The organism is Streptomyces sp. NPDC050315, assembly GCF_040655775.1.
Lineage (GTDB): Bacteria > Actinomycetota > Actinomycetes > Streptomycetales > Streptomycetaceae > Streptomyces.
The window spans coordinates 196,359-220,509 of sequence record NZ_JBFAKN010000002.1; the positions used below are offsets into that span (position 1 = coordinate 196,359).

Here is a 24,151-nt window from a genome sequence, read left to right on the forward strand (position 1 = left end):
CACACCGTCCGCCGCCACTCCCGCACCCCGGCAAAGCACTCAAGGTGCCCTGAGGGCCCTGGACTTCCCCCCTGTCTCAGCCCTGAGCGTCCCGCACGGCCAACGCGCGGCGGAGGTCGTCGAGCTGGTCGGCGAGCTTGCGCCGGAGGGCGGGAGTGGGCTCGGCGTCGCGCAGGCACGCCTCGCCGAGCCGGAGGGTTGCCGCCTCGACGAGCGGTGCGGGGAACGCGTACCGGCCGGCGGCCTCGGCCAGGGCCGGGCCTCGGCGTTCGGCGAGGGTGACGGCGTCGGTGAAGTACCGCTCCACGTAGGGGCGTACGAGCTCGGCCTGCTCGGGCGCCCAGAAGCCGGTGGCGGTGGCGGTGAACAGGTAGGTGGACAGGTCGTCGGTGGTGTCGGTGGTGAACATGGCGTCCCAGGCGGTCTTCTTGGCGGCCGGGTCGGGAAGCGCGGCGTGGCAGCGGGCGGCGCCTTCCTTGCCGCTGGCGCTGGGGTCGCGGGTCAGTTCGGCGTCGATGGCGGCGGGGGTGGTGGCGCCGAGGACGGCGAGGCGGCCGAGGATGCGCCAGCGCAGTTCGGGGTCGAGGGCGGGGCCGCCGGGGACGCTGTCACCGTCGAGCCAGTCCTGGATGCCTTCGGGTGTGGTGGCGCTGTCGATGAAGGTGCGGACGGCTGCCAGGCGGAGGCCCTGCCCATCGCCGTTCTCGCTGCCTTCGGTGCGGCGGAGGATGTCGCGGCAGAGGTCGGCGAGGGTGGTGAGGGCGGCGGGGCGGTCGGCCGCGGGGAGGTAGCGGTCGGCGATCTGGCTGCGGGCGAAGGCCAGTACGCCCTGGACAAGGGCGGTGTCGGTCTCGTACGGGAGGTGAGTGCGGACGGCTTCGAGGTAGGCGGCGGGGGGCAGTTCGCCGTCGCGGACCATGTCGCGGGCGGCGTTCCAGACCACGGCGCGGGTGAGGGGGTCGGGGAGGCCCGAGAGGGCGGTCTGTGCGGTGGTCCAGGAGGTGGGGTCGAGGCGGACCTTGGCGTAGGTGAGGTCGCCATCATTGAGGAGGACGAGGTCGGGGCGGCGGCCCGGGATGGTGTGGGTGCGGTCTCCGGGCAGGTCGTGGGTGAGGGGGGTGCGGGGGACGAGGCGGCCGGGGGTGGTGGGGTCCTGGTCGTAGAGGCCAATGGTGAGGTGGTGCGGGCGGTCACCCTCGTGGGTGACGGTGAGGGTCCAGGAGCCGTCGGTGGTCTCGTCGATGGCGGGGGTGAGGGTGTCGACTCCGGTGGTGCGCAGCCACTTGTCGGCCCAGGCGTGGACGTCGCGGTCGGTGGCGCGGGCGAGGGAGTCGGTGAAGTCGGCGAGGGTGGCGTTGCCGAAGCGGTGCCGGGCGAAGTGGTCGTTGATGCCGGCGAGGAAGTCCTTTTCGCCCATCCAGGCGACGAGTTGGCGCAGTGCGGAGGCGCCCTTGGCGTAGGAGATGCCGTCGAAGTTGAGGAAGGCGGAGGCGGTGTCGGGGACGGCGTCGGGGGCGGGGGCGACAGGGTGGGTGGAGGGTCGCTGGTCGGCGTCGTATCCCCAGCTCTTGCGGGCGACGCCGAAGTCGGTCCAGGTGTCGGTGAAGTGGGTGGCTTCGCTGAGGACTTGGTATCCCATGTACTCGGCGAAGGACTCGTTGAGCCAGATGTCGTCCCACCAGGCGAGGGTGACGAGGTCGCCGAACCACATGTGGGCCATTTCGTGGGCGATGACCATGCCGCGGGTCTGGCGCTCGGTGTCGGTGACGGCGGAGCGGTAGACGAATTCGTCGCGGAAGGTGACGAGTCCTGGGTTCTCCATGGCGCCGGCGTTGAATTCGGGGACGAACGCCTGGTCGTAGGAGTCGAAGGGGTAGGGCTCGTCGAAGAGCTGGTGGTAGCGGTCGTAGCAGCGGCGGGTGATGTCGAGGATTTCGTCGGCGTCGGCGTTGAGGTAGGGCGCGAGGGAGCGGCGGCAGTGGATGCCGAAGGGGAGGCCGGCGTGCTCGGTGCGGACGGAGTGCCAGGGACCTGCGGCGACGGCGACCAGGTAGGTGCTGATGGGCGGCGTGGGCGCGAGGGTCCAGTGGCCTTCGGGGGTGCGGGTGGCGCGGGAGTTGCCGAGGACGGTCCAGCCGTCGGGGGCGGTGACGGTGAGGGCGAAGACGGCTTTGAGGTCGGGCTGGTCGAAGGCGGGGAAGACGCGCTGGACGTCTTCCATGAACAGCTGGGTGTAGACGTAGGTCTCGCCGTCGGCGGGGTCGGTGAAGCGGTGCATGCCTTCGCCGGTGCGGGAGTACCGCATGGTGGCTTCGACGTGCAGCTCGTGCTCGCCGGGGGTGAGGCCGGTGAGCGGGAAGTGGTTGTCCTGCAGGTCGGCGGGGTCGAGGGGGCGGCCGTCGAGGGTGATGCTGTGCAGGTGGTCGGGCTTGAGGTCGAGAAAGGTGTCGCCCGGAGTGCGCGCGCTGAAGCGGATGGCCGTGCGGGTGGTGAAGTGCTCCTCGCCGGTGGTCAGGTCGAGGTCGATGTCGTAGTGGTGGACGTCGAGGATGCGGGCTCGGGTTTGCGCTTCGTCGCGCGTCAATGCGGGCATGGCGTCATGCTGCCGCAGGCCGGCAGTTTCGCGCACCCATGCCTCCGAGCCTGTGGATAACTCGCCGGGCGGCAGCTCCGCCATGGGTCCGGGACGGCTGCGGGGGACGCGTCGCGGTGGGTGTACGGCTTCGCGCCGGGCCGATCCGACCGTTAAGTGTCCGGGCTTCTCAGTACTAAGATTTCCGGAAGATCACGGCCGGGTGCCCGGCCCGAGGGGCGAGCCCGGGGAGGGTGCCGAGATGGCGAGGAAGACGGCGGCGCTGGACGCGGTGGCCGGCATCATCGAGGACTGGCGGCGGGAGCGGCCGGAGCTGGACACCTCGCCACTGGAGGTGCTGGCGCGGCTGCACCGTACGTTCCTGCGGTACAGCGCGAAGCTGACGGCTTCGGTGGAGTCGCACGGCCTGTCGGTGGCCGGGTTCGACGTGCTGACGGCGCTGCGCAGGGCGGGGAAGCCGTACCGGCGTACGGCGGGCCAGCTGGCCGATTCGGGGCTGATCTCGTCGGCGGGTGTGACGCTGCGGATCGACCGGCTGGAGAAGGACGGCCTGATCGTGCGGGAGCGGGACCCGGAGGACCGGCGGGTGGTGCGGTCGCGGCTGACGGAGGAGGGCCTGGCCAAGATCGACGCGTTGTTCGCCGAGCATCTGGAGAACGAACGGCGGATGCTGGCCGGCCTCTCCCCCGCCGAGTGCCGTCAGCTGGCGCGGCTGCTGTCGAAGCTGGAGCGGTCGATCACGGAGTCGGGTGCGGCGGAGCCGGACTCGTCGTCCGGGGGCTGACCGGCGGCTCTTCGGTGGCGGGCGGGCCGGGCCGGAGCAGGAGCCATGCCCCGCAGATCAGCGTGATGGCCTGGGCGCCGATCAGCAGCGCGTATCCGGCGCCGAAGCTGTGGCCGCCGCCGAGGGCGATGGCGGCTCCCATGGCGGTGGGCATGAAGGCGGAGACGAGGTTGCCGACGCCGTTGACCACTCCGTAGGCGCTGCCGACCGTACCGGCCAGCGCGTGCCGCTGTACGAGGGTGGGGATGGCCGGGCCCTGCAGGCCCCAGAAGCCGCCCGCCAGGACGAGTCCGGTGGCGGCGAGCCAGGCGGCGTCCGCGGTGATGACGAGCAGGACGCAGCTTCCGGTACCGAGCGCGCCGACGACGAACAGCAGGGGCAGCCTGCGGGCGGACAGCTTGTCGATGAGGAAGCCACCGAGGAACCCGGAAGCCAGGCTCATCAGGAACGGCAGCGCGGAGACAGCGCCCATCTGGGCGAGGGAGAAGTGGCGTTCCTGAAGGAGGTACGCCGGCAGCCAGGAGCTGCTCCCCCACAGGTAGGCCAGGGTGGCGATCTCGATGAGCAGGATGCAGCCGAGGCGCGGGGTGCGCAGGGCTTCGCGCAGGGTGGCCGCGACGCCGCGCCGCGGTCCCGAAGGGGCGTGCCCGGCTCTCCTCTCCCCCGCTTGCCGGCGTTCCCGTATGAACAGCGCGATGAGTGGCAGCCCGATCGCGGCGTTGAGGAGCGCGAGGAGCACGAAGGACGTGTGCCAGTCGTAGCGGTGGACGAGGTAGGTGATCAGGGGCAGCCCGACGGCGGTGCCCAGGGAGACGCCCATGGAGCTGACGGCGTTGGGCCTGCCCACCTCGTGCGGCGCGAAGTGCTCCTTGACGTACATCGTCTTGAGCGAGAACAGCGGCCCTTCGGACACGCCCAGCAGGAAGCGGAGGGCGATGAACATCAGGGCGCCGAGCGCATAAGGAGAGAGCAGGGTGAGTGCTGCCCACAGGCCGACGCTCACCAATAGGCCGCGCCGCGCCCCCAGGGCGGATTCGTACAGCGGGGTGAGGAAGAAGGCGGCGAGTCCGTATCCGATGAGGAAGACGGTCATCAGGGCGCCTTGGAGGACGCGGTCGCCGGTCATCCCGAAGTGGTCGGTGAAGGCGCGGTCGGTGATCAGTACGGAGACGTTGACGCGGTCGACGTAGGAGATCAGGACGATGGCGAGCAGGCTGAGGACGCCCGCCCACCGCCGCGGGGAGGCCGTGGCGGTGGGCGGTGCGGCGGTCGGCGCCACCGGTGTCAGCCGCCGGCGGGGGCGGTCGCCGCGGCGGGCTCCGGGGAGGCGAGCGCGGCGGCCTGCTGTTCGGCCGCGGTCCGGTAGAGGCGGCGCAGCCGTACGACACCGAGGTCGTGCTGGTAGAGGTTCTCGGCCTGGTCGGCGTCGTGCGGCATGGCCTCCAGCATGACGCGGTCCTGTTCGAGCACTTCCCAGTGACGCTTCTCGATGAGCGTGCGGTACAGGAAGCGCCAGGTGTCGCGCTGCCAGCCGGTGACCTTGCGGTAGCGCCAGAAGAAGACGCCGCTGCGGTGCTCGTCCACGGGGCAGATCATGCCGACGATCCCGAAGGGGCCGCCGGGGCCCGCGGACGGCGGGTACGGGATGGACAGGTCGACCCAGTCGATACCGGTGCGGCACAGTTCGACCCAGTCGAAGTTGACGCCGCGCTGGTCGGTCTTCTCGAAGAAATAACCGCGGTCGGTCTCCCGGATGCGGAACTTCGCGGTGGTGTCGCCGTCGAACATCGTGTGCGACTCGTGGTGCAGGAACTGGCCGTGCATCGGGTCGAGGAGGTTCTCCATGCCGAACCGCCAGGGCACGTCCCACTCGGCGTAGCAGAGGATGGCCTCCGTACCGGGGTCGGTGAGCGGTTCGGGGAGGGTCAGTTCGCACGGCTCCGGGTGCTGCTCGTCTCCGAAGTAGGCGAGGATCGCGCCGCCGACCTCGCGTACGGGGAGGCTGGTGACGAGCTTCTTGCCCTCCAGGTTGCAGCCGGGCAGGCCCGGTACGGAGGAGACCGTGCCGTCACCCTCGACCTCGACGCCGTGGTACCAGCAGGCCACGCGGTCCCCGAGGTGCTTGCCGAGAGAGAGCCGGGCGCCCCGGTGCGGGCAGCGGTCGGCGAGCATGTGGAGGGTGCCGTCGGCGCGCCGGAAGAGGAGCCAGTCCTCTCCGAGGGCGGTGACCTTGCGCATGCCTCCGGGGGCGACGAAATGGGACGGCACTACGGGGTGCCACTGGTTGCGCAGCCCGGTGGCGTAGATGTGCTCGGCGGTGGCGGCGGTGCCGGCCTTGGTGTGGGTGAGGGTCATGTCAGGCTCCCAGGCGGTGCATCTCGGCGCGGAAGGTGTCCTCGGTCCAGGGGGCGCCGTCGGGGGCGTGCACCTGCCGGGAGTTGAGGCCGCGGACGACATCGGCGAGCTCGTGGCCTTCGTTGGTGAAGACCTCTTCGAGGGTCGCGGCGAGCTTGTACTCGTACGGGGTGGGCTCGTGCGTACGGGACTGGTGGACGTCCAGGTACGGCCAGGGGGTCATCGGTGCCTCCGGTGTCTACAAGGCGAGCGGGGTGGCTTTACAGGTCCAGGACGAGGCGGTCGGAGGCACAGCGCGAGACGCAGATCATCATGGTCGCGTTCGCCGCGTGCTCGGCCTCGCTGAGGAGGAAGTCGCGGTGGTCGGGGACGCCTTCGAGGACGCGGGTCTCGCAGCTGCCGCAGATGCCGTCGCGGCAGGAGCTCTCGGCCTGCAGGCCGGCGGCCTCCACAGCTTCGAGGATCGAGGTGTCCGCACCGACGCTGAGCGTCGTTCCCGAGCGGCGGCACTCGACTTCGAAGGCGCTGTCGTCGCCGCTGCGCTCCACAACGGGCGCGGCGAAGCGCTCCACCCGGAGCTGTGCGGCGGGGCAGCGATCCTCGACGGCGACGAGCAGCGGCTCGGGGCCGCAGCAGTACACGAGGGTGTGGTCGTCGAGGCCGGTCAGGGCGGCGTCGAGGTCGATGTGGCCGTGTTCGTCCTGGGGGTGGAGGACGAGTTCGCCGCCTCCTTGCTCGGCGAGGTCGGCGAGTTCGCTGCCGAAGGCCATCGAGGCGCGGCTGCGGCCCCCGTGGACGAGTCGCCAGGGCACGCCCTTACGGGTGGCCTCGCGGGCCATGGCCAGCAACGGGGTGATGCCGATGCCGCCGGCGATGAACAGGTACGCGGGCGCGTCGGCGAGCGCGAAGTGGTTGCGGGGACCGACGGCGGTGACGGTCTGTCCGGGGCGCAGCTGGGTGTGGACGAAGCGGGAACCTCCGCGGGAGGCCGGTTCGTTGAGGACTCCGAGGCGGTAGCGCGTGGTGTCGAGGGGGTCGCCGCACAGGGAGTACTGCCGGGTGTGGCCGCCGACGTGCAGGTCGAGGTGGGCGCCGGGCTGCCAGGCGGGCAGGGGCTTGCCCTCGGGGTGGACGAGGTCGACGGAGAGGACGCCGTCGGCTTCCCAGGTCATGCGGTGGACGAGCAGGTCGAGGCGGGGCTCGGCGGCCGTGGCCTGGTCAGGGGCGCCCGGCCGGGTGTCGTTGCTGGTCATGGCGTCGGCCTCCTCACGCGGTGGGGATCTTGACGGGCGGGGTGAACGGGTTCTTCATCGGGCCGAGCGCGTTGAGGTCGACCTCGACGAGGGTGGGGTCGCCGGAGGCGACGGCCTCGGTGAGGACGGGCGCCGCGTCGGCCTCGGCGGCGATCCGGGCGTAGGGCAGGCCGCAGGCACGGGCCAGGAGGGAGAAGTCGGGGGTGGTGAGGTCGACCCCGGAGCGGCGCTCGCTGTAGCGGTCCTGCATGTTGCGCAGCACGCCGTAGCCGCCGTCGTTGAAGACGAGGAGGGTGAGCGCGGGCCGCTCCTGGGCGAGGGTGAGGAGCTCCCCGAGGTGCACGGCGAGGCCGCCGTCACCGGCCATGACGACGGTCGGTTCGTCCGGCCGTGCGAGTGCGGCGCCGAGGCCCATGCCCAGGCCCTGGCCGATGCCGCCGCCGCGCGGGAAGACGTTGTCGCGCGGGTCGTAGATCTCCAGCAGGCGGTTGCCCCAGCTGCTGGACGGGATGGTGACATCGCGGGCGATGACGGCGCGGCGCGGCAGGGCTGCACGCAGCGCGTCGCAGACGGCGGCCTGCGGCCCGATGCCGTCGTGCAGGGCGGCGCGTACGTCCTCGCGTACGGAGGTGACGCGGGCGGTCCAGCCGGGCTCGGCGCTACCGGTCGCGGGGCCCTCGCTGGGCGTCTGCGGCCCCTCGGGCAGGCGGGCGAGCAGGGCGCCGAGTACGGCGTGCGCGTCGCCGTGCAGTGCGTGCTGCGCCGGGTAGACGCGCCCCAGGGCGGCGGCGTCGACGTCGATCTGGAGGTGCGTTTCGGGCAGGGCGAGCGAGTAGTCGCCGGTCTCGTTGGAGCGGAAGTGGGTGCCGATGGTGAGCAGGACGTCGGCGTCGGCGAGCAGGGCGCGGCCCGCCGGTGTGGTGGCGAAGTTGCCGATGACCTGCGGGTGGTCCTCGGGGACGGCGCCGCGGCCGGAGTTGGAGGTGAACAGTCCGGCGCCGGTGCGCGCCAGCAGCTCGGCGAGCCGGTCCCCGGCCCCGCACGCGCCACCGCCTGCCCAGATCAAGGGCCTGCAGGCGCCGGCCAGCAGCCGTGCGGCGGCGTCGAGTTCGGCCGCCTCCGGGTGCGCCGTCTCCGGGGGCACGACGGTGACCTGCTCGTCCTGCTGCGGCGCGTACTGCAGGTCGATCGGCCACTCCACGCTCGCCGGGCCACCGGGTGCGCGCAGGGCGGCGCGGGCCGCCTCTCGTAGTACGCGTCCCGCGGCGTCCGTGGAGGGCACGGTCGCAGCGTATGTAGAGACCGCGCGCAACATGGCGAGCTGGTCCTTGGTCTCGTGGATGAAGCCGCGGCCGCTGCCGAGGTACTGGCTTTCGATCTGGCCGGTGACGTGCAGGACGGCGGTGCCGGAGCTGAGCGCTTCGATGAGCGACCCGGCGGCGTTGCCGGCGCCGGTACCGGTGGAGGTGAGGGCGCAGCCTATGGAGCCGCGGGCGCGTCCGTAGGCGTCGGCGGCGTTCACCGCGGTGGCTTCGTGGCGTACGGGCACGAAGCGCAGCTCACGGTCGACGGCTTCGACGAGCGGCAGGTTGTGGACGCTGACGATGCCGAACACGGTGTCGATGCCGAGTTCGCGCAGGACGGCGACGAGGAGGTCGCCTCCGGTGGGATGGTGCGTCATGGAGGCTCCTCAGAGGATGCCGCGGCCGACTCCGCCGCAGACGTCGATGCTGGTTCCGGTGATGTAGGAGGCGCGCGGCGAGAGGAGGGCCAGTACCGCGTAGGCGACTTCCTCGGCGCGGCCGAGGCGGCCGAGGGCGATGCCGCGGTCGGCGGCCAGTTCGGCCTGCCACTCCTCGTAGGTGAGCCCGCTGTCGGCGGCGGCGTGCCGGCGTGTCCACTGTCCGGTGTCGATCAGCCCGAGGCATACGGAGTTGACGCGGATGCCGTCGGGGGCGAGTTCCCGGGCGAGGTTGGCGGAGAGGTTCAGGATGCCGGCGCGGGCGGCGCTGGTGGTGATGAGGCGGGGTTCGGGCTGCTTGGCCAGTACGGCGTTGATGTTGACGATGCCGGCGGCGTCGGAGGCGCGCAGGTGCGGAAGGGCGGCGTGCAGCGGGTTGAGTACGCCGGCGAACTTCAGCTCCAGTTCGTCGCGCCAGTCCTCCTCGGTGGTCTCCGCGAGGCGCTTCATACGGGACTGCCCGGCGTTGTTGACCAGGCCGTCCAGTGTGCCGAAGTGGTCGGCGGCGCGGGTCACGAAGTCGCGTACGGCGGTGGCGTCCCGCACGTCGCAGACGCCGGTCAGCAGCCGGTCGGTGCCTGCTCCGAGGCGGGCCGCGGCCTTGTCGAGGCGGTCGGCGTCGCGGCCGCAGGTGGCGACGCGTGCGCCTTCGTCCAGGAGGGCGCGGACCGTGGCCAGGCCGACGCCCGAGCTGCCGCCGGTGACCAGTACGGTGCGGTCGGCGAGGCCCAGGTCCATGGGAGTTCCTTCGGTGGTGGTGAGCGGTACGGAGTGCCCGGGGAGGCCGGTGGTGGCCGCGCGGGCCGATGCGCCGGGCAGGTTGATCAGTGCATGGTGAAGCCGCCGTTGACGGCGATCACCTGTCCCGTGAGGTAGCGGGATTCCTCGCCGAGCAGGAAGGCGACGACACCGGTGAGGTCGTCCGGCTGCTGGGTCCGGGAGATGGCCCGGTTGAGCCGGTAGAGCTCGTGGCGCTCCGCGGGGACGTTCTCGGTCGCCTCGCACTCGGTGATGCCGGGCGCGACGGCGTTGACGGTGATGCCGCGGTCTCCCAGCTCACGGGCCATCGCACGGGTGAGGGCGATGACGGCCCCCTTGGAGGCGATGTAGTGGGCCAGCCGCGGGGAACCGTACAGAGCGGCGTCCGACGCGAGGTTGACGATGCGGCCGCTGCCCCCGGCGAGAAGCTGGGGCAGCAGGGCGCGGGCGACGAGCCACGGACCGCGGGCGTTGACCGTCATGATCCGGTCCCAGGCGTCGATGCCGATGTCCTGGAACTCCTTGCCGCCCACGCCGTTGGCGAGGCCGGCGTTGTTGACCACGCCGTGCAGCGGCCCCAGCTCGGCGACCCGCTCCGCCATCGCCGCGACCGAATCCGGGTCGGCGACGTCGCACGGGACGAAGTGAGCGTCGCGGCCCTCGGCGCGCAGCTCGTCGGCCACCCGCGTGCCCCGCTCGGCGTCGAGTTCGGCGAGCACGACGCGGTGTCCGTCCGCGGCGGCCCGGCGGGCCATGGCCTCCCCCAGGCCACGGCCGGCGCCGGTGATGACGACGGTGCGCATCAGTCGCGGGTGACGCCGTGCATCGGCGAGTGCTCGGGGTAGGTGGGGACCTGCGGCTTCTGCGTGCCGATGACGACGCAGAAGAGGGCGTCGGTGTCGCCCTCGTTCTTGAGGGACCGGGCCACACCGGCCGGCACGACGATCATGTCGCGGTACCCGAGCGTGCGGTACTCGACCTCGTCCTTGCCGCGGTGGATACCGACCCTGACCTGGCCCTCCAGGACGAAGAACGCCTCTTCGACGTCGTGGTGGGTGTGCTCGGGGCCCTCGGCGCCGGGCGGCAGCAGCATGTTGGAGAAGGTGAAGCCGCCGGACGGCAGGACGCGGTTGTCGCCCTCGTGGTTACCGGTGGCGCCGGAGCCGACGTACCGGATCTGGGCACGGCGGTACTGGTCACCGGCCTTGGCCTGGAAGGCCAGGGTGTTCCAGTCGGGCTCGCGGGAGTCCTTGGTGGCGATCAGGGAGTCGGTGTAGCGGGCGAGGTCGCCGCCGTTGTCGTAGTCGGTGGTGGTGATGGGCATGGCTACAACTTCCTTTTGTCGTACTAATGGGCGGGGCTGTGGACAGTCCTCAGCCGGCTTCGGCGATTCCTGCTGAAATTCGGAGGTGGGCGAGAACCCACGCGTCGAAGGCATCGGGCTGTTCCTGGTTCGCGAGGTGACCGGCGTCCTTGACGATCACGTACACGGAGGAATGGAGGCCTGCTGTGAGCGTCTGGCTCGCTTCGATACCGGTGACCCGGTCCTGGTCACCGCAGAGCACCAACGTGGGCGCCACGACGGCGGCGAGGTCGGCGATACGCAGATCGGTGGCGGCCATCGACTCGGCGGCGTAGCGGTAGCCGGGCAGCCGCACGGAGCGCGCCATGGTTTCGGTGACGCGCTGGACGAGAGCGTCGGGAGCGGCGTCGGAGACCAGGCGGGGGCCGCGCCGTTCGGCGAAGGCGCGGGGGCCGGCTTCGGCCAGCTCGTCGGCCCGCGCCCGCATCGCTTCCGCCTTCGCCGGGTCGGTCCCCGAGCCGGCGCTGGAATCGGCCACGATCAGAGAGGAGACGAGTTCGGGGTGGCGGGTGGCGAGCCGCACGGCGATGACGCCACCCCAGGAGACCCCGAGCACATGAGCGCGGCCGCCACGCTGCCGGATGAGGGCTGCGGCGGTATCGGCGAAGTCGTCGAGCGTGAACGGACCTGCCGGGTCGGCGGACTTGGCGTAGCCCGGCGCGTCCCAGGCCACCACGCGCACGTACCGGCTCAGCGTGGCGAGCTGCGGCGCGAACGCGGCGGAGGAGGACCCGATCCCGTGCAGACACAGCAGTACAGGACCACTGTCGCCGGCTTCCTCGACGTACAGCCCGGCGAGATCGTAAGGAGACGACATGGAAGGAACGGACGCCCCGATGGCCTCAGACGAAGTGGGGGACGCGGACGAGGAAGGGAGAGTGCGATGAGCGGTACGGCCGGTCATAGGATCTGCCCCCTCCGCCCGGCGAGGGCGCCGAGGCTGCGCAGTACCGCGTACGGCACGACCTGGCTGGTGGCGGGGTTGCCGGGGTCGGGGAGGTGCTGCACTTCGAAGCGGTAGACACCGTGACTGCCGGACGCCTCGATGACGTGCCGAGTGTGCTGGGCCGCCGGGTCGGCGACGACATGGACGCGTACGGCATCCAGGTCGCCGACGGCCAACGCGACGGAGGCGGCGACGTTGGTGGACTTCGGGAACTTCACCGGCACGTCGCGGGCGGTGCCGCGCATGACCTCGACCGGTCCGGTGGCCGTGCGCATCCGGTGCAGCAAGTCCTCGTCCATCCAGGGCTGTTCGAGGGTGCTGGGCAGCTTGGTGGTGGTGAGGGTGACGTCGGTGAGCCGGCCGAGGGAGCGTACGGCCTGCAGCAGGTCCAGGCCGCCGACGGCACCGCCGGTGAAGTACACACGCCCCGGGCCGGCGGCGAGGAGAGCGGAGGTGAGGTCCTCATCGGTGAGCGCACCGGTGGAGGCGATGAGGAGGTCGGTACCGGAGCGCAGGACTCGTTCGCCCCACTCGCGGACGACGCTCTGGCCCGCCGCTTCGACGATGAGGTCGCACTGGTCGAGGGCGTCCTCGAAGGAGAGCTGAGGTACGGGGGCATCGCCGAGAGCACGGTTGTCGATGATGCAGATCAGCTCGGCGCCGGGGACGTTCCCCTCGGCGAGCGCGGTGCCCACGACGCGGCCGATGGCGCCCCAGCCGACGAGGCCAACCTTGCGGGTGGTGGGGGGCGTGGCGGGTGCCGGCGAGGCGGTGCGTGCTGTGGTTGTCGGAGGGAGGGTTGCCGAGGGGGCGGTCGGCGTAGTGGTCGAAGCGTTCGCCGAGGGAGCAGTTGACGTGGTGGTCGAAGAGTTCGCCGAGGAGGTCGTGGCTGTGGTTGCCGAGGGGAGAGTCGACGTGGTGGTCGACGTCGGGTTGTGCGTGGTGGTCGGGCGTGTCATGCGGGGATCTCCTGGGGGGCCGGCTGGGTGAGGGGGCCGGGGTCGGGGTGACCGGCCATGTGGGAGCGGATCTCCTGTGACGGGGGGCCTGCGGTGCCCCACAGGTCGGACAGCTCCGGTACCCGGCGCCAGACGCGGGCGATCCAGGCGTCCTCGACGATCTGGGCGACCTCGGAGGTGTATTCGCAGACGAGACCGGAAGGGTCGGTGAAGTAGGAAAAGGTGTTGTTACCGGGTCCGTGTCGCCCCGGCCCCCACTGAGGGTTGATGCCGTGGTGGCGCAGCCGGCCCAGACCGCGCATGAAGTGGTCGACCGAGCTCATCTCGTACGCGACGTGGTTGAGGGAGGCCCATTCGGCCTGGTTGAAGGCGATGCAGTGGTGGTCCGCGTTGCAGCGCAGGAACGCCATCTGGTGTTCCGACCAGTCCGAGACCCGCAGGCCCAGGACATCGCAGTAGAAGGCGACGGCGGCGTCGATGTCGGTGGTGTTGAGGACGGCATGGGTGACGCCGACCGGGACGGCGCCGTCGCGCCCCCGCGGGGCGACGGCCTCGACCTGGGCGCTGATCTCGATGAGCCGGTGCTCGGGGTCGGTGAAGCGGAGGCCGTAGCCACCGCCGACCTGGTCCAGCGGGCCGGGGCCGGTGACGGGCGTGATGCCGCGGGCGAGCAGTCGGCGGGCGGCTTCGTCGACCTCCGCGGGGGTGGCGACGGCGAAGGCGATCCGGCCGAGTCCGGTGCGGTCGGCGCGGGTCAGCTGGAGGACGTGGTGCTCGTCGCCCGTGCCGCGCAGCCAGCGTGCGCCCCGGTCACCCTCGACGGCCTCCAGGCCCCAGACCTCCTGGTAGAAGTCGGCGGCTTCGGTGAAGGCGGGGGTGAACAGTTCGACGCACCGCAGGGAGCGCAGACGCGCAATGGGCTGCTGGGGCGGAGGCTGGTGCGGGGTACGGGACATCGCTGTCTCCAGTCGTACGGGGGGCGATGGGGCGGGGCGGTGGTGGGCTGATGGGGCGGGGGGGGGCGGTGGTGGGTTGGTGGCCGGTGGTGGGAGGTGGAGGCGGAGGGGGTGGGGGGGCGGGGGGCGGGGCCCCCGAAGGGGCGCGGGCGGACTCCGGCGGGTTGCGGGGCGGTGGTGGGTTGGTGGGGCGGTGGTGGGCTGGTGGTGGAGGCGGAGGAGGGCGGAGGGGGCGGGGCGGGCCCCCAGATCGGCTGCGGGGCGGGGCTCCGGGGCAGGGCCCCAATCTGCTGCGGGGCGGGGCTCCGAAGCGGGCCTCCCAAGGAACGGGTCAGCCGGAGCAGGCGGCTCAGGCGGACCAGGTAGGCCGGGCCGGTCAAGTGGCCCAGGGGAGGGGGCTGGATGAGGTGTTCCAGTAGAGGGACTTTTGGCGTTGGTGGGCGCGGATGCCGTCGCGGCCCTTTTCGCGGCCGAGGCCGCTGTCCTTCATGCCGCCGAAGGGGGTGGAGATGCTGAATTGCTTGTAGGTGTTGATCCAGACGGTTCCGGCGTCGATGCGGCGGGCGAGGCGCCAGGCGCGGGCGGCGTCCTTGGTCCACAGGCCGCAGGCCAGTCCGTAGACGGAGTCGTTGGCCTGGGTGACCAGGTCGTCCTCGTCGTCGAAGGGCAGGGCGACCAGGACCGGGCCGAAGATCTCTTCCTGGCAGGTGCGGGCGGAGTTCGGCAGGCCGTCGAGGATCGTGGGCAGGTAGTACGCGCCGTCGCGGTACTGCTCACCGTCCGGTACCGCGCCGCCGCACAGGACGCGGGCGCCTTCCTCGCGGGCGAGGTCGACGTACGCGGCGACGGCGTCCCGGTGCTTGTGGTGGACCAGGGGGGCGACCTGGGTGCTGGGGTCAGTGCCGGGGCCGATGCGGAGTTTGCGTGTACGGGCGACGAGTTCGGTGAGGAAGTGGTCGTACAGGGAGCGGGCGATGAAGAGGCGGGAGCCGGCGATGCAGCTCTGGCCGCTGGAGGAGAAGATGCCGAACATCACGCCGGCCAGGGCCTGTTCGACGTCGGCGTCTTCGAGGACGACGGTGGGTGACTTGCCGCCGAGTTCGAGGGAGACCGGCATCATCTTGTCGGCGGCGGCGTGCGCGAGGGTGCGGCCGGTGCGGGTACCGCCGGTGAAGGTGACCTTGCCGACCGCCGGGTGGCGGACGATCGCATCGCCGATGACGCGGCCGGGTCCGGGGAGTACGGAGAGCAGGGCCGTGGGCAGGTCGTACTCGGTCAGCGCGCGGTGGAGGATGCGGCCGAGGGCGAGGGAGACCAGCGGGGTCCATTCGGCGGGCTTGAGGAGTACGGCGTTGCCGGCGGCCAGGGCCGGGGCGAGTTTCTGGGCGTCGCTGGCGATGGGCGAGTTCCAGGGGGTGATGGCGCCGATGACGCCGATCGGTTCGTGGACGCTCATCGTGACGTACGGGCCGCGGGCGGGGGTGAGGGCGTCCTCGGCGGTCTCCAGGGCGGCGGCGGTGTAGCGGAAGGTGCCGGCGGCGCTGTGGACCAGGGCGCGTGTCTCGGTACGGGCCTTGCCGGTGTCGGCGGTCTGCAGGGCGGAGAGTTCTTCGGCCGCGTCTTCGATGAGGGCGGCGATGCGGTGCAGCAGGCGGGCGCGTTCGTGTGCGGGCAGGTCGCGCCAGGCCGGGTCGGCGGCGGCCCGCGCGGCGTGTTCGGCGGCTTCGTCGACGTCGGCGAGCGAAGCGCCGCGGAGGACGGTGAGGACCTGGCCGGTCGCCGGGTCGGTGGTGGTGATCGGAGCACCGCGCCCCGGCCGCCAGGCCCCGGCCGCGAGGATCTCGTCGGCCGGGAGGATGTACGTGGGGGACGTGGATGCGGAGGCCGTGTCTACGGCCGCCACATTCACGGTCGCCGCGTCCGCGGTGGTCGCGTCCGCGGTGGTCGCGTCCACGGCAGCCGCCGCCACGGAGCTCGCGTCCACGGGGGACGCCCCCACAGCGGCCGCGTCCCCGGGCATAGACGACGGAGCGGCAGCCCCGGTCGCCGCCGAAGCCCCGGCCGACGCGGAAGACCCCGGCGGCACCGAAGCCCCGGACGACGCGGAGATCCCGGACGACACGGAGGACTCGGACGCGGCGGAGGGCGCGGACGGCCCGGACGGCGCGGCGGGCCCCGCCGGCGTGGGCGGGATCGGGGGTTTGGGGGTCGAAGACATCGGTGGTTCCCCAGACATCGGTCGGTTCGCGGACATCGGCGAGTGGATGGGCACGGGGGGCGGATGCGGGAGGTTTACGTACGGTCACGGAGCTGAACGAGCGCGGACGGCCCGGAGCCCCGCAGGCTCCTGCGGACCCTCGCAGGCTCCTGCGGACCCTCGCGGGCCCCGCAGCCGTACACGCCCCATTCGGAGCAACTTCCGCGTAGTTCCACACGCTTCGGTTGCGGTCCGCGCCCGTGGCGGCACAAACGCGGAGCTTTCCTCGGTGCTGCTCTGCGTGCTGCTCTGCGTGCTTCTCTCAGTGCCAGGAATCTAAGCGCTTAAGTAATTGCCCGCAAGAGTCCCCGTCGAAAAATTTGCCTGAGCCAGACCCTTGACTTCCACACCCCTTGAGTCGGTAGAACTTAAGCCCTAAGACACTTGGCGCTTACGTACGGGACTCCCCCACTCCCGGCACCATGGGCCTCCTACGCCCCCTGCGCCCGCCCACTCCCCCCTTTCCCTCCCCCATCCCTCGCCCGTGCCCCGTGCCGGGTCTGGAGGAATCCCGGATGAGCCTTGACGCATCTCCGGGCCGTGACGCCGACGCCATCCGCGCCGGCATCGCCGCCCGGTTCGAACGTCTCCCCCTGTCCCGCTGGCACGTCACCGTCCGCATCGTCATCGGCATGGTGACCTTCTTCGAAGCCTTCGACCAGCTGCTGATCGCCTACGCCATGCCTGAGCTGCGCCAGGAGTGGCACCTCACGGACGGTGACGCCACCGCCGTCCTCACCATCGGTTCCCTCGGCATGCTCGTCGGCGCGCTCTTCTCGGGGCGGATGGCGGACCGCATCGGGCGTGTGAAGATCATCGCGATCTGTATCGGCGTGTCGGGGCTGTCCTCGCTCGCGCTGGCCTTGAGCCCGTCACCGACGCCCTTCATGCTGTTGCGCTTCGTGCAGGGCCTGGCGATCGGCGGTGAAGTGCCGGTCGCCGCGACCTTCATCAGCGAGATCACCCGCAGCTTCAAGCGCGGCCGCTTCGTGCTGCTGTACGAACTGGTCTTCCCCGCCGGCCTCACCATCGGAGCGGTGGCAGCGGCCTGGATCGTGCCGGCGCTGGGCTGGCGCTGGATGTACGCCGTGGCGGCCGTCCCGGGTCTACTCTGCATCCTCGTGCAGCGCACCGTCCCGGAGTCGCCGCGCTGGCTCGCCGACCGCGGCCGGATGCACGAGGCCGAGGCGACGATGGACCTGATCGAGACGAAGGTCGCCGCGGCGACGGGGGCCCCGCTCCCGCCGGTCGTCGCCACGATCCCCACCGCAGGCGCGGCGAGTACAACCAGTACGGCGAGTACGACGAACACAACGAGCACAACAAGTACGACGAGTACAAGCGGTACGACCGGCGCCACTGCGACAGTGCGTGCCGCCATCCCCGCCACCCCCGCCGAAGCCGCCGCGACCGGCGTGAAGGGGCTGTTCACGGGGCGGTACCGGCGTCGGACGCTGGTCATCGGGGCGCTGTGGTTCACCGGCTACTTCGTCAATTACGGCATTACGTCCTGGCTGCCGACGATCTACGGCAAGCAGTACGGGCTGTCGCTCTCCGATGCGCTGATGTACTCGACGGTCACCTCGGTCGCCGGTTTCTTCGGCTGTCTGCTGGTCGCGCTCACCGTCGACCTGATCGGGCGGCGCAAGGTCTTCGCGTTCTTCCTCGGCGGCGCGGCCGCGCTGCTGATCGTGCTCGGCGCGCTCGGTGCCCGTACGCCCGTGCAGGTACTGGTGTGGACCTCGCTCGCCGCGGTCTGCTTCTTCGGCTCGAACATCTGCCTGTACCTCTACACGCCCGAGCTGTACCCGACGCGGATGCGGGCACTGGGCTGCAGCGTCGGCGGCGCGCTCAACCGGCTCGGCGTGATCCTCGGTCCGGTGCTGGTCGGGGCGATCTACGCGGGCGGGGGCCAGGTCTCCGCGGTCTTCGTGACGCTGGGCGGAGTGGCCCTCGTGGGTGCGCTGGCCGCCGCGTTCTTCGCCGAGGAGACCACCAACCGGCCGCTGGAGGAAGTCTCCCCGTGACGGCCGGGCACCGGCCCCCTGCCTACCGCTGTACCGCCCCCGGAGCCACGCTACTCACCCCGCCCCCCTCACCACCGGCGGATCGTCCGGATCCGGGATCCTGGTGGACCAGCCACCCGGCACCGTCCGCCCCTGCTGAGTGCGGAAGCGGACCGGTGCGGTGCCGACCCTCCGGGTGAAGAGGCGGCTGAAGTAGGCCGGGTCGTCGTAGCCGACGCGGCGGGCCACCGCGGCGACCGGTAGTTCGGTGGCGGCGAGGAGTTCCTTGGCGCGGCCGAGGCGGATGCCGAGGAGGTAGTCCTTGGGGCTGCAGCCGGCGCCGCGGCGTACGGCGGTGCGCAGTTCGGCGGGGCTCATGCCGTGCCGGGCCGCGTGTTCGGCGACGGAGAGCGGCAGGAAGGCGTCCCGGGCCAGCGCTTGCAGGACCGGGTCGCCGTCGGCGTCGGTGTCGGCACGGGCGCGGCGCAGCGCGACGAGCAGTTCGTGTACCGCGGCGGAGGTCTCGACCTCCAGGAGGGGGTTGCCGCGGCGGGCGGCGCGGGCGATGCGGCCGATGGCGGCGCGCGCTGCGGCGGTGTCGGCGAGCGGTACGAGTGGCCGGTCGGGGCGGGGTTCTATGTAGCCGAGTTCGGTGTACGTGCTGGTGGCCGGGCCGGTGAAGTCGACGAAGCTCTCGTCCCAGCCGCTGTCCGGGTCGGCGCCGTAGTGGTGCGGGACGCCGGGGGTGAGCCAGAGGAGGGCGGGCGCGGTGACGGGGTGCCGGGTGCCGTCGGGGTCCGCGTACCAGCCGCCGCCCGCGTGGATGATCACGGCTACGTAGTGGTCGAGGGTGCGCGGCCCGACGGCGGGCAGCGTGCCGTGCTGGAGGCCGACGCCCAGGCAGACCAGGCCGAGCCGGTGGTGGACCGGGCTGGGCGTGAAGTAGCGCATCCAGGTGTGGTACACGCGGGCTCCTTCCGTCGGCCGGCCGCCTGCCCCGGCCGCCCGGGACGTTCCGTCCAAACAACGCCGATCTTTGTCCATGGACCGCCCGCCCCGCCAGGGGGTGAGCTGGTCCCGACGCGAGCCGGGCGGGGACGACGGGACGGACGACGTGGCAGACAGCAAGGCGGATGGCCAGACGAGTGACGTGCGGACAAGTGCGCCTCACGGGACCGACCGGCGGCGGGAATTCCTCGTCGAAGAGCGGGAGTTCACGCTGGACGGGCGGCCAGTACGGCTCCTGTCAGGGGCGCTGCACTACTTCCGGGTGCACGAGGGGCACTGGGACCACCGGCTGGCGATGCTGCGGGCGATGGGCCTGAACTGTGTGGAGACGTACGTACCGTGGAATCTGCACGAGCCGCGCCCTGGCGAGTTCCGGGAGTTGGCGGCGCTCGGCCGGTTCCTGGACGCGGTGCGGCGCGCAGGGCTGTTGGCGATCGTCCGGCCCGGCCCGTACATCTGTGCCGAGTGGGAGAACGGCGGGCTGCCGCACTGGCTGACCGGGCCGCTGGGGCGGCGGATACGTACGCGCGATCCGGAGTATCTCCGGGCGGTGGACGGGTGGCTGGCGGCGGTCCTGCCGCAGGTGGTGGCGCGGCAGTGCGACCGCGGCGGCCCGGTGATCATGGTCCAGGTGGAGAACGAGTACGGCTCCTACGGCTCGGACGCCGCCTACCTCGCGCATCTCACCGACCGGCTGCGCGCGCTCGGCGTGACCGTGCCGCTGTTCACCTCCGACGGCCCGGAGGACCACATGCTGACGGGCGGGAGCGTGCCGGGCGTGCTCGCGACGGTCAACTTCGGGTCCGGCGCGCGGGAGGCGTTCGCGACGCTGCGCCGCCACCGGCCGGACGGGCCGCTGATGTGCATGGAGTTCTGGTGCGGGTGGTTCTCCCACTGGAGCGCCGGGCCGGAGGACGGAGACGCCGCGGCTGCACGGGATCCGGAGGACGCCGCGAACGCACTGCGCGAGGTCCTGGAGTGCGGTGCGTCGGTGAACATCTACATGGCGCACGGCGGGACGAGTTTCGGCGGCTGGGCGGGGGCGAACCGGGGCGGTGCGCTGCAGGACGGCGCGCTGCTGCCGACCGTGACGTCGTACGACTACGACGCGCCCGTCGACGAGCGGGGCAGGCCGACGGCGAAGTTCTGGCGGTTCAGGGAGGTGCTGGCGCCGTACGCCGACGGGCCGCTGCCGGAACCGCCCGCGCCGCAGCCGGTGCTGGCCGCGCCGGCGGAGGTGCGGCTGACGGGCTGGGCGCCGATGGACGCGGTACTGGACGGGCTGGGCGGTCCCGAGCTGCGGTCGGGGGCGCCGCCGACGTTCGAGGAGCTGGACGTGGACCGCGGGGTAGTGCGGTACCGGACACGGGTGCCGGGACCGCGGGGGCCGTACGAGCTGCGGGTCCGGGGGTTGCGGGACCGGGCGGTGACGTTCGTGGCCGGGGTGCCGGGGCCCGTACTGGACACCGAGGAGGCCGTGCTCGGGCCGGTGCCGGGCCCGGCGGAGGCGGAGCTGTGGGTGGAGTCGCTGGGGCGGGTCAACTACGGGCCGCGGCTGGGCGAGCCGAAGGGCATCACGGGCGGGGTGCTGCACGAGCGGCAGTACGTGCACGACGTACGGGCGCGCGGGCTGCGGCTGGACGCGCTGGAGGACGCGGGGGCGGTGGGGAAGTTGGCCTTCGGGGCGGGCCCCGGGGCGGGGGCGCGTGGGCTGCATCGCGGAACCGTGACCGTGCCGGTCGGCGGTGTCGGGGACGCGCTGCTGGAGCTGCCCGGCTGGACGCGGGGCTTCGTATGGATCGGCGGCTTCCCGCTGGGACGGTACTGGTCAGCAGGCCCGCAGCGCGCACTGTACGTACCGGGCCCGTGCCTGCGCGAGGGCCCGAACGAGGTGCTCGTACTGGAGCTTGAGGGGACCGACCAGGGGGCGGGGGCACCGCGGCTGGTGCCTTGAAGCGTGCCGCCGGGCCCGCCCCCCCCCGAACGGCTCACACCTCCCTGACCTCGAACCCGTCCAGCACGAACTCCGCCTTCCCGTCGCCTCCGGTCTTCCGCAGCCCCACCCACGCCTCGCCCTTCTCCGGCGCGGTGAACTCGTAGGAGTGGACGGTGGGTCCGGTGGCGACGGGGAGCGGGGTGCGGCTCAGCTCGCGCGCCGCCGGATCGTCCACCGCCGTGACCCAGGCGTACTGGTCCGCCTTCTCGTTCTCGTACCGGAAGGTGACCCGGTAACGGCGCCCCGGTGCGAAGCGCACGGTGTGCGGCACGGTCCGGTAGACCAGTCCGCCGTTCTCGCCGCGCGACTTCAGCGACTGGCCGCCGTCGATCACATCGTCGATGGCCTTGCCGTTCCAGCCGCGCTGGGTGTAGGGCGCGTGCCGCTGGGCGATGTGGGTGCGCGGGTCGTTCGCGCCGCCCGCGTCGCCCTTCACGAAGACGCCCCAGCCCTGCGGCACGTGCTCGAAGTCCTCGTAGGCGAGGGTGCCGTCCTTCTCCGTACGGGAGGCGGCCACCACTCGTACGTTGTCGAAGCGGACGCGCGCCTGTCCGGCCGCCGCCTTCAGGGCCAGCGTCACCGGTCCGCCGCCCTCGGGAACGGTGAAGTAGGTGAACATCCGCTGGAAGCGGGTGCCGTGCTTGCGGTCGGCGGCGACGTAGTTACCGGCCGTGGAGGTCTCGGTCCAGTTGGCCGCGGTGACCCCGTCGGCGGTGCGTACAGTCAGCTCGGCGCGGCGCCGCTGCCCCGCCTTCTCGCCCACCTCGACCTGCACGGATGCCGCGTACGTACCGGGCGCGAGGCGGTCCAGGCGGCGGGCGACGGCCGCCGCGCCACCCGCGCCGATCACCAGCTCGTAGTCGCCCAGCGCGCTCGCGCGGACCGTCGCCGGGCCGCTCACCTGCCAGCCGTCGAGCGTGCCGGAGTGGAAGCCGGGGTCGGCCAGGCCGGTGCCCTCGCCCCAGCGGGGGTCCTCCTGGGGTGCGGCCCGCTCCTTGCGGACGACGTACGGGACGCCGGCCGCGGCCTCGATGGTGACCTTGCCGCCCTTGACCGGCAGCCGCTTCTCGTCGGCGCGGCCCTGGTCGGTGAGGCGGTACAGGTACACCGTCCCGGTCATCCAGCCGCGCGGCAACGTCCAGGTCGTCGTGCCGCCCTTGGGGTGGTAGTGGTACAGCTTCGCCGGATCGGTGGCGCGGCGCGGCTCCCACGGCAGCAGATACACCCCGTCGTCGTAGACCAAGCGGCCGTCCGTGGTGATGCGGCGCTTGCCGCCGTCGGCGTCGGAGACGACCGTGCGGGTCGGGCCCTCGAAGGTGATCTCGTGGTCGGTCCAGGTTTTGATGGGGTACGCCTGGAGGTACTTGGCGGGCAGGCTGTCCGTCCAGATCAGCCGGTAGAAAGCGGTCCAGTCGGTCTTGCCGACCCAGCCCTCGAAGTTGCCGGTGCGCGGGATGCCCAGCAGGGTCGGCCACTTGTCGGCGAAGACGTCCTTGTGGTGGTTCCGGACGAAGCGAATGAGCCGGGAGTTGATGCCCCGGGAGGTGTCCGGTCCGTAGTCGACTTCCGTCGCCCAGTGGGACCACAGCGCGGAGCGTTCCAGGCCGTGCCCCCATTCCGTGGTCACCAGCCACCCCTGGTCGCGCAGGTGGCGCTGGAGCCGGTCGGAGTTCCAGCCGGACTCGCGGAAGACGTCGATGTAGAGCATGTTCAGGGCCGGGTCGGTCTCGTCGCGGAGCTGCTGGAAGCGCGCTGCGATGTCGCCGGAGACCAGATCGCGGCGGGCGTCGATGCGGTAGGACTGGTCGAGCCAGTCCCACTGCTCGTTGTTCTTGTCGACGAGCGTCTCGGAGAAGGCGTTGGCGACGGGGTAGGACTCGGTGGCGTTGACGTGGACGGCGAAGTCGCTGTTCCACTTCTTTCCGGCGCGGACCAGGGCGTTGAGGTCCTTCAGGCCGCCCGCGCGCTGGTTGTAGTTGCCGCCGTAGTCCGGGTGCGCCGAATCGTGCCCCTCCGACTGATACCCCTTCAGCAGCGTGAACTGCCGCAGTCCGTCCGTCGCGAGGGAGATCCGCTTGACGTTGTCGAGGGTGGCGAGGAACGGATTGGTGGCCTGGCTGGCGAAGTTGAAGGGGATGTGCGGGACGACGCGCAGATGCTGCTCGTCCGCGCCGAGCGGCATGACCATGATGTCGCGCAGCGCGATGGCGGCGTCCTGCCAGTCGACGCGGCCGTCGCCGTTGCGGTCGCGGGTGAGGATCACGGTGGCGTAGGGCAGCGGTTCGGTGGCGTCCACGGGCGCGGTGGCCGCGCGGTGGGTCCACTGGCCGCACGCGAGCCGCGCCTCGACGTGGCCGTCGCGCTGTACGGTCTGCCGCCAGAGTCGGCCGTTCTCCCAGGTCGTGGTGGCGGAGGGCTTGTCGTGGACGGTGTTGGTTTCCACGGCGGCGGCCAGCTTGTCGGTGGCGACCACGGCGTACGCGCAGCCCAGGGGCGCGGCGTCGGCGGGCGTGCCGTCCGTGACCCGGACGAGGGTGTCGCCGCTCTTGGCCTTGTCCAGCTCGATCCGGGCCGCGAGGAGCGTCGCGCCGGGCTGGTCGCTGCGGACGCTGAGCAGCGCGAGCGCGGGGATCTGCAGGGTGCCGACGCGCAGCGCGGCGGTGTCGGCGATCCTCGTGACCCGCCAGTGGACCTGCCAGCCCTCGACCGCGATCTCCACGCCGATCTCGGTGCCGCCGTCGAAGGCGAGGGTGTAGGCGATGCGGTCGGTGGAGGGCCGCGCGGTGACCTCGGGAGTGCGGGGCGTGCCGTCGATGACGACCTGGGTGACCGGCGTCGCCTGTCCGTGCAGCACGGCGCCGGTACCGGTGTCGGTGTACGCGAGGACGCGCGGGAAGGCGGTGTCCACGCGGACCTGGAGCTGATCGGAGCGGAGCACGGCCTCGCCCGCCCTCGGCGCCGCGTACGCGGACGCGGCGCCGAGGGGCAGCGCGGTGCCGAGGGCGGCGAGCGCGGTGGTGGCGACGACGGTCCTGCGGCTGGGGTTGCGCCCGTCACCTGTGGGTTCGTTCACGCGCACGGTCCTCCTTCGCACCGGTACTGGCTGTCGCCGGACAGCGTGCTGCGCGTGCGACGGATGCGCCCATGGACAAAGAAGGGACAGATGTTGGACTAA

The 24,151-nt window shown here is 72.0% G+C and carries 18 protein-coding genes; 3 read left to right on the plus strand and 15 right to left on the minus strand.

What is annotated here, in order from left to right:
* Window positions 1-76: 76 nt before the first annotated feature.
* Window positions 77-2,593, minus strand: a complete 2,517-nt coding sequence (gene pepN, locus AB0I82_RS07900) for an aminopeptidase N (protein ID WP_363256269.1) — start codon at window positions 2,591-2,593, stop codon at window positions 77-79.
* Window positions 2,594-2,834: 241 nt separating this feature from the next.
* Here pepN and AB0I82_RS07905 point away from each other — a divergent pair, with 241 nt between their 5' ends.
* Window positions 2,835-3,377 (plus strand): MarR family transcriptional regulator, encoded by a 543-nt coding sequence (locus AB0I82_RS07905; RefSeq protein ID WP_363256270.1) that lies wholly within the window; start codon window positions 2,835-2,837, stop codon window positions 3,375-3,377.
* On the opposite strand, the gene AB0I82_RS07910 is transcribed toward AB0I82_RS07905, so the two are convergent.
* The 12 genes from AB0I82_RS07910 to AB0I82_RS07965 all read right to left on the minus strand — a co-directional run bounded on the left by AB0I82_RS07910 (window position 3,331) and on the right by AB0I82_RS07965 (window position 15,549).
* Complete coding sequence (locus tag AB0I82_RS07910; protein WP_363256271.1) at window positions 3,331-4,656, minus strand: MFS transporter; 1,326 nt, start codon at window positions 4,654-4,656, stop codon at window positions 3,331-3,333. The genes AB0I82_RS07905 and AB0I82_RS07910 overlap by 47 nt on opposite strands.
* 5 nt (window positions 4,657-4,661) lie before the next feature.
* Window positions 4,662-5,732 carry an aromatic ring-hydroxylating dioxygenase subunit alpha gene (locus AB0I82_RS07915; protein ID WP_363256272.1) on the minus strand — a complete coding sequence of 357 codons (1,071 nt, stop codon included), beginning with the start codon at window positions 5,730-5,732 and terminating at the stop codon, window positions 4,662-4,664.
* Window position 5,733: 1 nt separating this feature from the next.
* A complete protein-coding gene (locus AB0I82_RS07920) occupies window positions 5,734-5,955 on the minus strand; it encodes a recombinase-like helix-turn-helix domain-containing protein (RefSeq protein WP_363256273.1) in 222 nt (73 codons plus the stop codon).
* A 37-nt stretch (window positions 5,956-5,992) separates the two neighbouring features.
* On the minus strand, window positions 5,993-6,985 hold the full coding sequence (locus tag AB0I82_RS07925) for a PDR/VanB family oxidoreductase (protein WP_363256274.1): 993 nt from the start codon (window positions 6,983-6,985) through the stop codon (window positions 5,993-5,995).
* A gap of 13 nt (window positions 6,986-6,998) precedes the next feature.
* Complete coding sequence (locus tag AB0I82_RS07930) at window positions 6,999-8,666, minus strand: thiamine pyrophosphate-binding protein (protein ID WP_363256275.1); 1,668 nt, start codon at window positions 8,664-8,666, stop codon at window positions 6,999-7,001.
* 9 nt (window positions 8,667-8,675) lie between these two features.
* Window positions 8,676-9,464, minus strand: coding sequence for an SDR family oxidoreductase (locus AB0I82_RS07935; protein WP_363256276.1), 789 nt, complete (start codon window positions 9,462-9,464; stop codon window positions 8,676-8,678).
* Between the two features lie 86 nt (window positions 9,465-9,550).
* The gene (locus AB0I82_RS07940; protein WP_363256277.1) at window positions 9,551-10,288 is read right to left on the minus strand and encodes an SDR family oxidoreductase; all 738 of its coding nucleotides are present in this window, start codon (window positions 10,286-10,288) and stop codon (window positions 9,551-9,553) included.
* Window positions 10,288-10,809 (minus strand): cupin domain-containing protein, encoded by a 522-nt coding sequence (locus AB0I82_RS07945; protein ID WP_030256295.1) that lies wholly within the window; start codon window positions 10,807-10,809, stop codon window positions 10,288-10,290. Before AB0I82_RS07945 ends, AB0I82_RS07940 begins: the two co-directional genes overlap by 1 nt.
* A 49-nt stretch (window positions 10,810-10,858) precedes the next feature.
* A complete protein-coding gene (locus AB0I82_RS07950) occupies window positions 10,859-11,665 on the minus strand; it encodes an alpha/beta fold hydrolase (protein WP_363256278.1) in 807 nt (268 codons plus the stop codon).
* An 83-nt stretch (window positions 11,666-11,748) separates the two neighbouring features.
* The gene (locus tag AB0I82_RS07955; protein ID WP_363256896.1) at window positions 11,749-12,501 is read right to left on the minus strand and encodes an aspartate dehydrogenase domain-containing protein; all 753 of its coding nucleotides are present in this window, start codon (window positions 12,499-12,501) and stop codon (window positions 11,749-11,751) included.
* Between the two features lie 248 nt (window positions 12,502-12,749).
* Window positions 12,750-13,709, minus strand: coding sequence for a VOC family protein (locus tag AB0I82_RS07960; RefSeq protein WP_363256279.1), 960 nt, complete (start codon window positions 13,707-13,709; stop codon window positions 12,750-12,752).
* Between the two features lie 376 nt (window positions 13,710-14,085).
* Complete coding sequence (locus tag AB0I82_RS07965; RefSeq protein ID WP_363256897.1) at window positions 14,086-15,549, minus strand: aldehyde dehydrogenase; 1,464 nt, start codon at window positions 15,547-15,549, stop codon at window positions 14,086-14,088.
* Window positions 15,550-16,481: 932 nt separating this feature from the next.
* Between AB0I82_RS07965 and AB0I82_RS07970 the strand changes: the two genes are divergently transcribed.
* Window positions 16,482-17,993 (plus strand): MFS transporter, encoded by a 1,512-nt coding sequence (locus AB0I82_RS07970; RefSeq protein WP_363256280.1) that lies wholly within the window; start codon window positions 16,482-16,484, stop codon window positions 17,991-17,993.
* 54 nt (window positions 17,994-18,047) lie between these two features.
* Here the strand turns inward: AB0I82_RS07970 and AB0I82_RS07975 are convergent, their stop codons facing one another.
* Window positions 18,048-18,938 carry an AraC family transcriptional regulator gene (locus AB0I82_RS07975; RefSeq protein ID WP_363256281.1) on the minus strand — a complete coding sequence of 297 codons (891 nt, stop codon included), beginning with the start codon at window positions 18,936-18,938 and terminating at the stop codon, window positions 18,048-18,050.
* A 253-nt stretch (window positions 18,939-19,191) separates the two neighbouring features.
* Between AB0I82_RS07975 and AB0I82_RS07980 the strand changes: the two genes are divergently transcribed.
* Window positions 19,192-20,934 carry a beta-galactosidase family protein gene (locus tag AB0I82_RS07980; protein WP_363256898.1) on the plus strand — a complete coding sequence of 581 codons (1,743 nt, stop codon included), beginning with the start codon at window positions 19,192-19,194 and terminating at the stop codon, window positions 20,932-20,934.
* Between the two features lie 34 nt (window positions 20,935-20,968).
* On the opposite strand, the gene AB0I82_RS07985 is transcribed toward AB0I82_RS07980, so the two are convergent.
* Window positions 20,969-24,049 (minus strand): endo-alpha-N-acetylgalactosaminidase family protein, encoded by a 3,081-nt coding sequence (locus AB0I82_RS07985; RefSeq protein ID WP_363256282.1) that lies wholly within the window; start codon window positions 24,047-24,049, stop codon window positions 20,969-20,971.
* Window positions 24,050-24,151 lie beyond the last annotated feature (102 nt).

Excerpts from the sequence above, each read along its gene's own strand:
- pepN (WP_363256269.1), bottom strand. The coding sequence starts at position 2,593 with ATGCCCGCATTGACGCGCGACGAAGCGCAAACCCGAGCCCGCATCCTC.
- AB0I82_RS07905 (WP_363256270.1), top strand. The coding sequence starts at position 2,835 with ATGGCGAGGAAGACGGCGGCGCTGGACGCGGTGGCCGGCATCATCGAG.
- AB0I82_RS07915 (WP_363256272.1), bottom strand. The coding sequence starts at position 5,732 with ATGACCCTCACCCACACCAAGGCCGGCACCGCCGCCACCGCCGAGCAC.
- AB0I82_RS07920 (WP_363256273.1), bottom strand. The coding sequence starts at position 5,955 with ATGACCCCCTGGCCGTACCTGGACGTCCACCAGTCCCGTACGCACGAG.
- AB0I82_RS07925 (WP_363256274.1), bottom strand. The coding sequence starts at position 6,985 with ATGACCAGCAACGACACCCGGCCGGGCGCCCCTGACCAGGCCACGGCC.
- AB0I82_RS07930 (WP_363256275.1), bottom strand. The coding sequence starts at position 8,666 with ATGACGCACCATCCCACCGGAGGCGACCTCCTCGTCGCCGTCCTGCGC.
- AB0I82_RS07935 (WP_363256276.1), bottom strand. The coding sequence starts at position 9,464 with ATGGACCTGGGCCTCGCCGACCGCACCGTACTGGTCACCGGCGGCAGC.
- AB0I82_RS07940 (WP_363256277.1), bottom strand. The coding sequence starts at position 10,288 with ATGCGCACCGTCGTCATCACCGGCGCCGGCCGTGGCCTGGGGGAGGCC.
- AB0I82_RS07945 (WP_030256295.1), bottom strand. The coding sequence starts at position 10,809 with ATGCCCATCACCACCACCGACTACGACAACGGCGGCGACCTCGCCCGC.
- AB0I82_RS07950 (WP_363256278.1), bottom strand. The coding sequence starts at position 11,665 with ATGTCGTCTCCTTACGATCTCGCCGGGCTGTACGTCGAGGAAGCCGGC.
- AB0I82_RS07960 (WP_363256279.1), bottom strand. The coding sequence starts at position 13,709 with ATGTCCCGTACCCCGCACCAGCCTCCGCCCCAGCAGCCCATTGCGCGT.
- AB0I82_RS07970 (WP_363256280.1), top strand. The coding sequence starts at position 16,482 with ATGAGCCTTGACGCATCTCCGGGCCGTGACGCCGACGCCATCCGCGCC.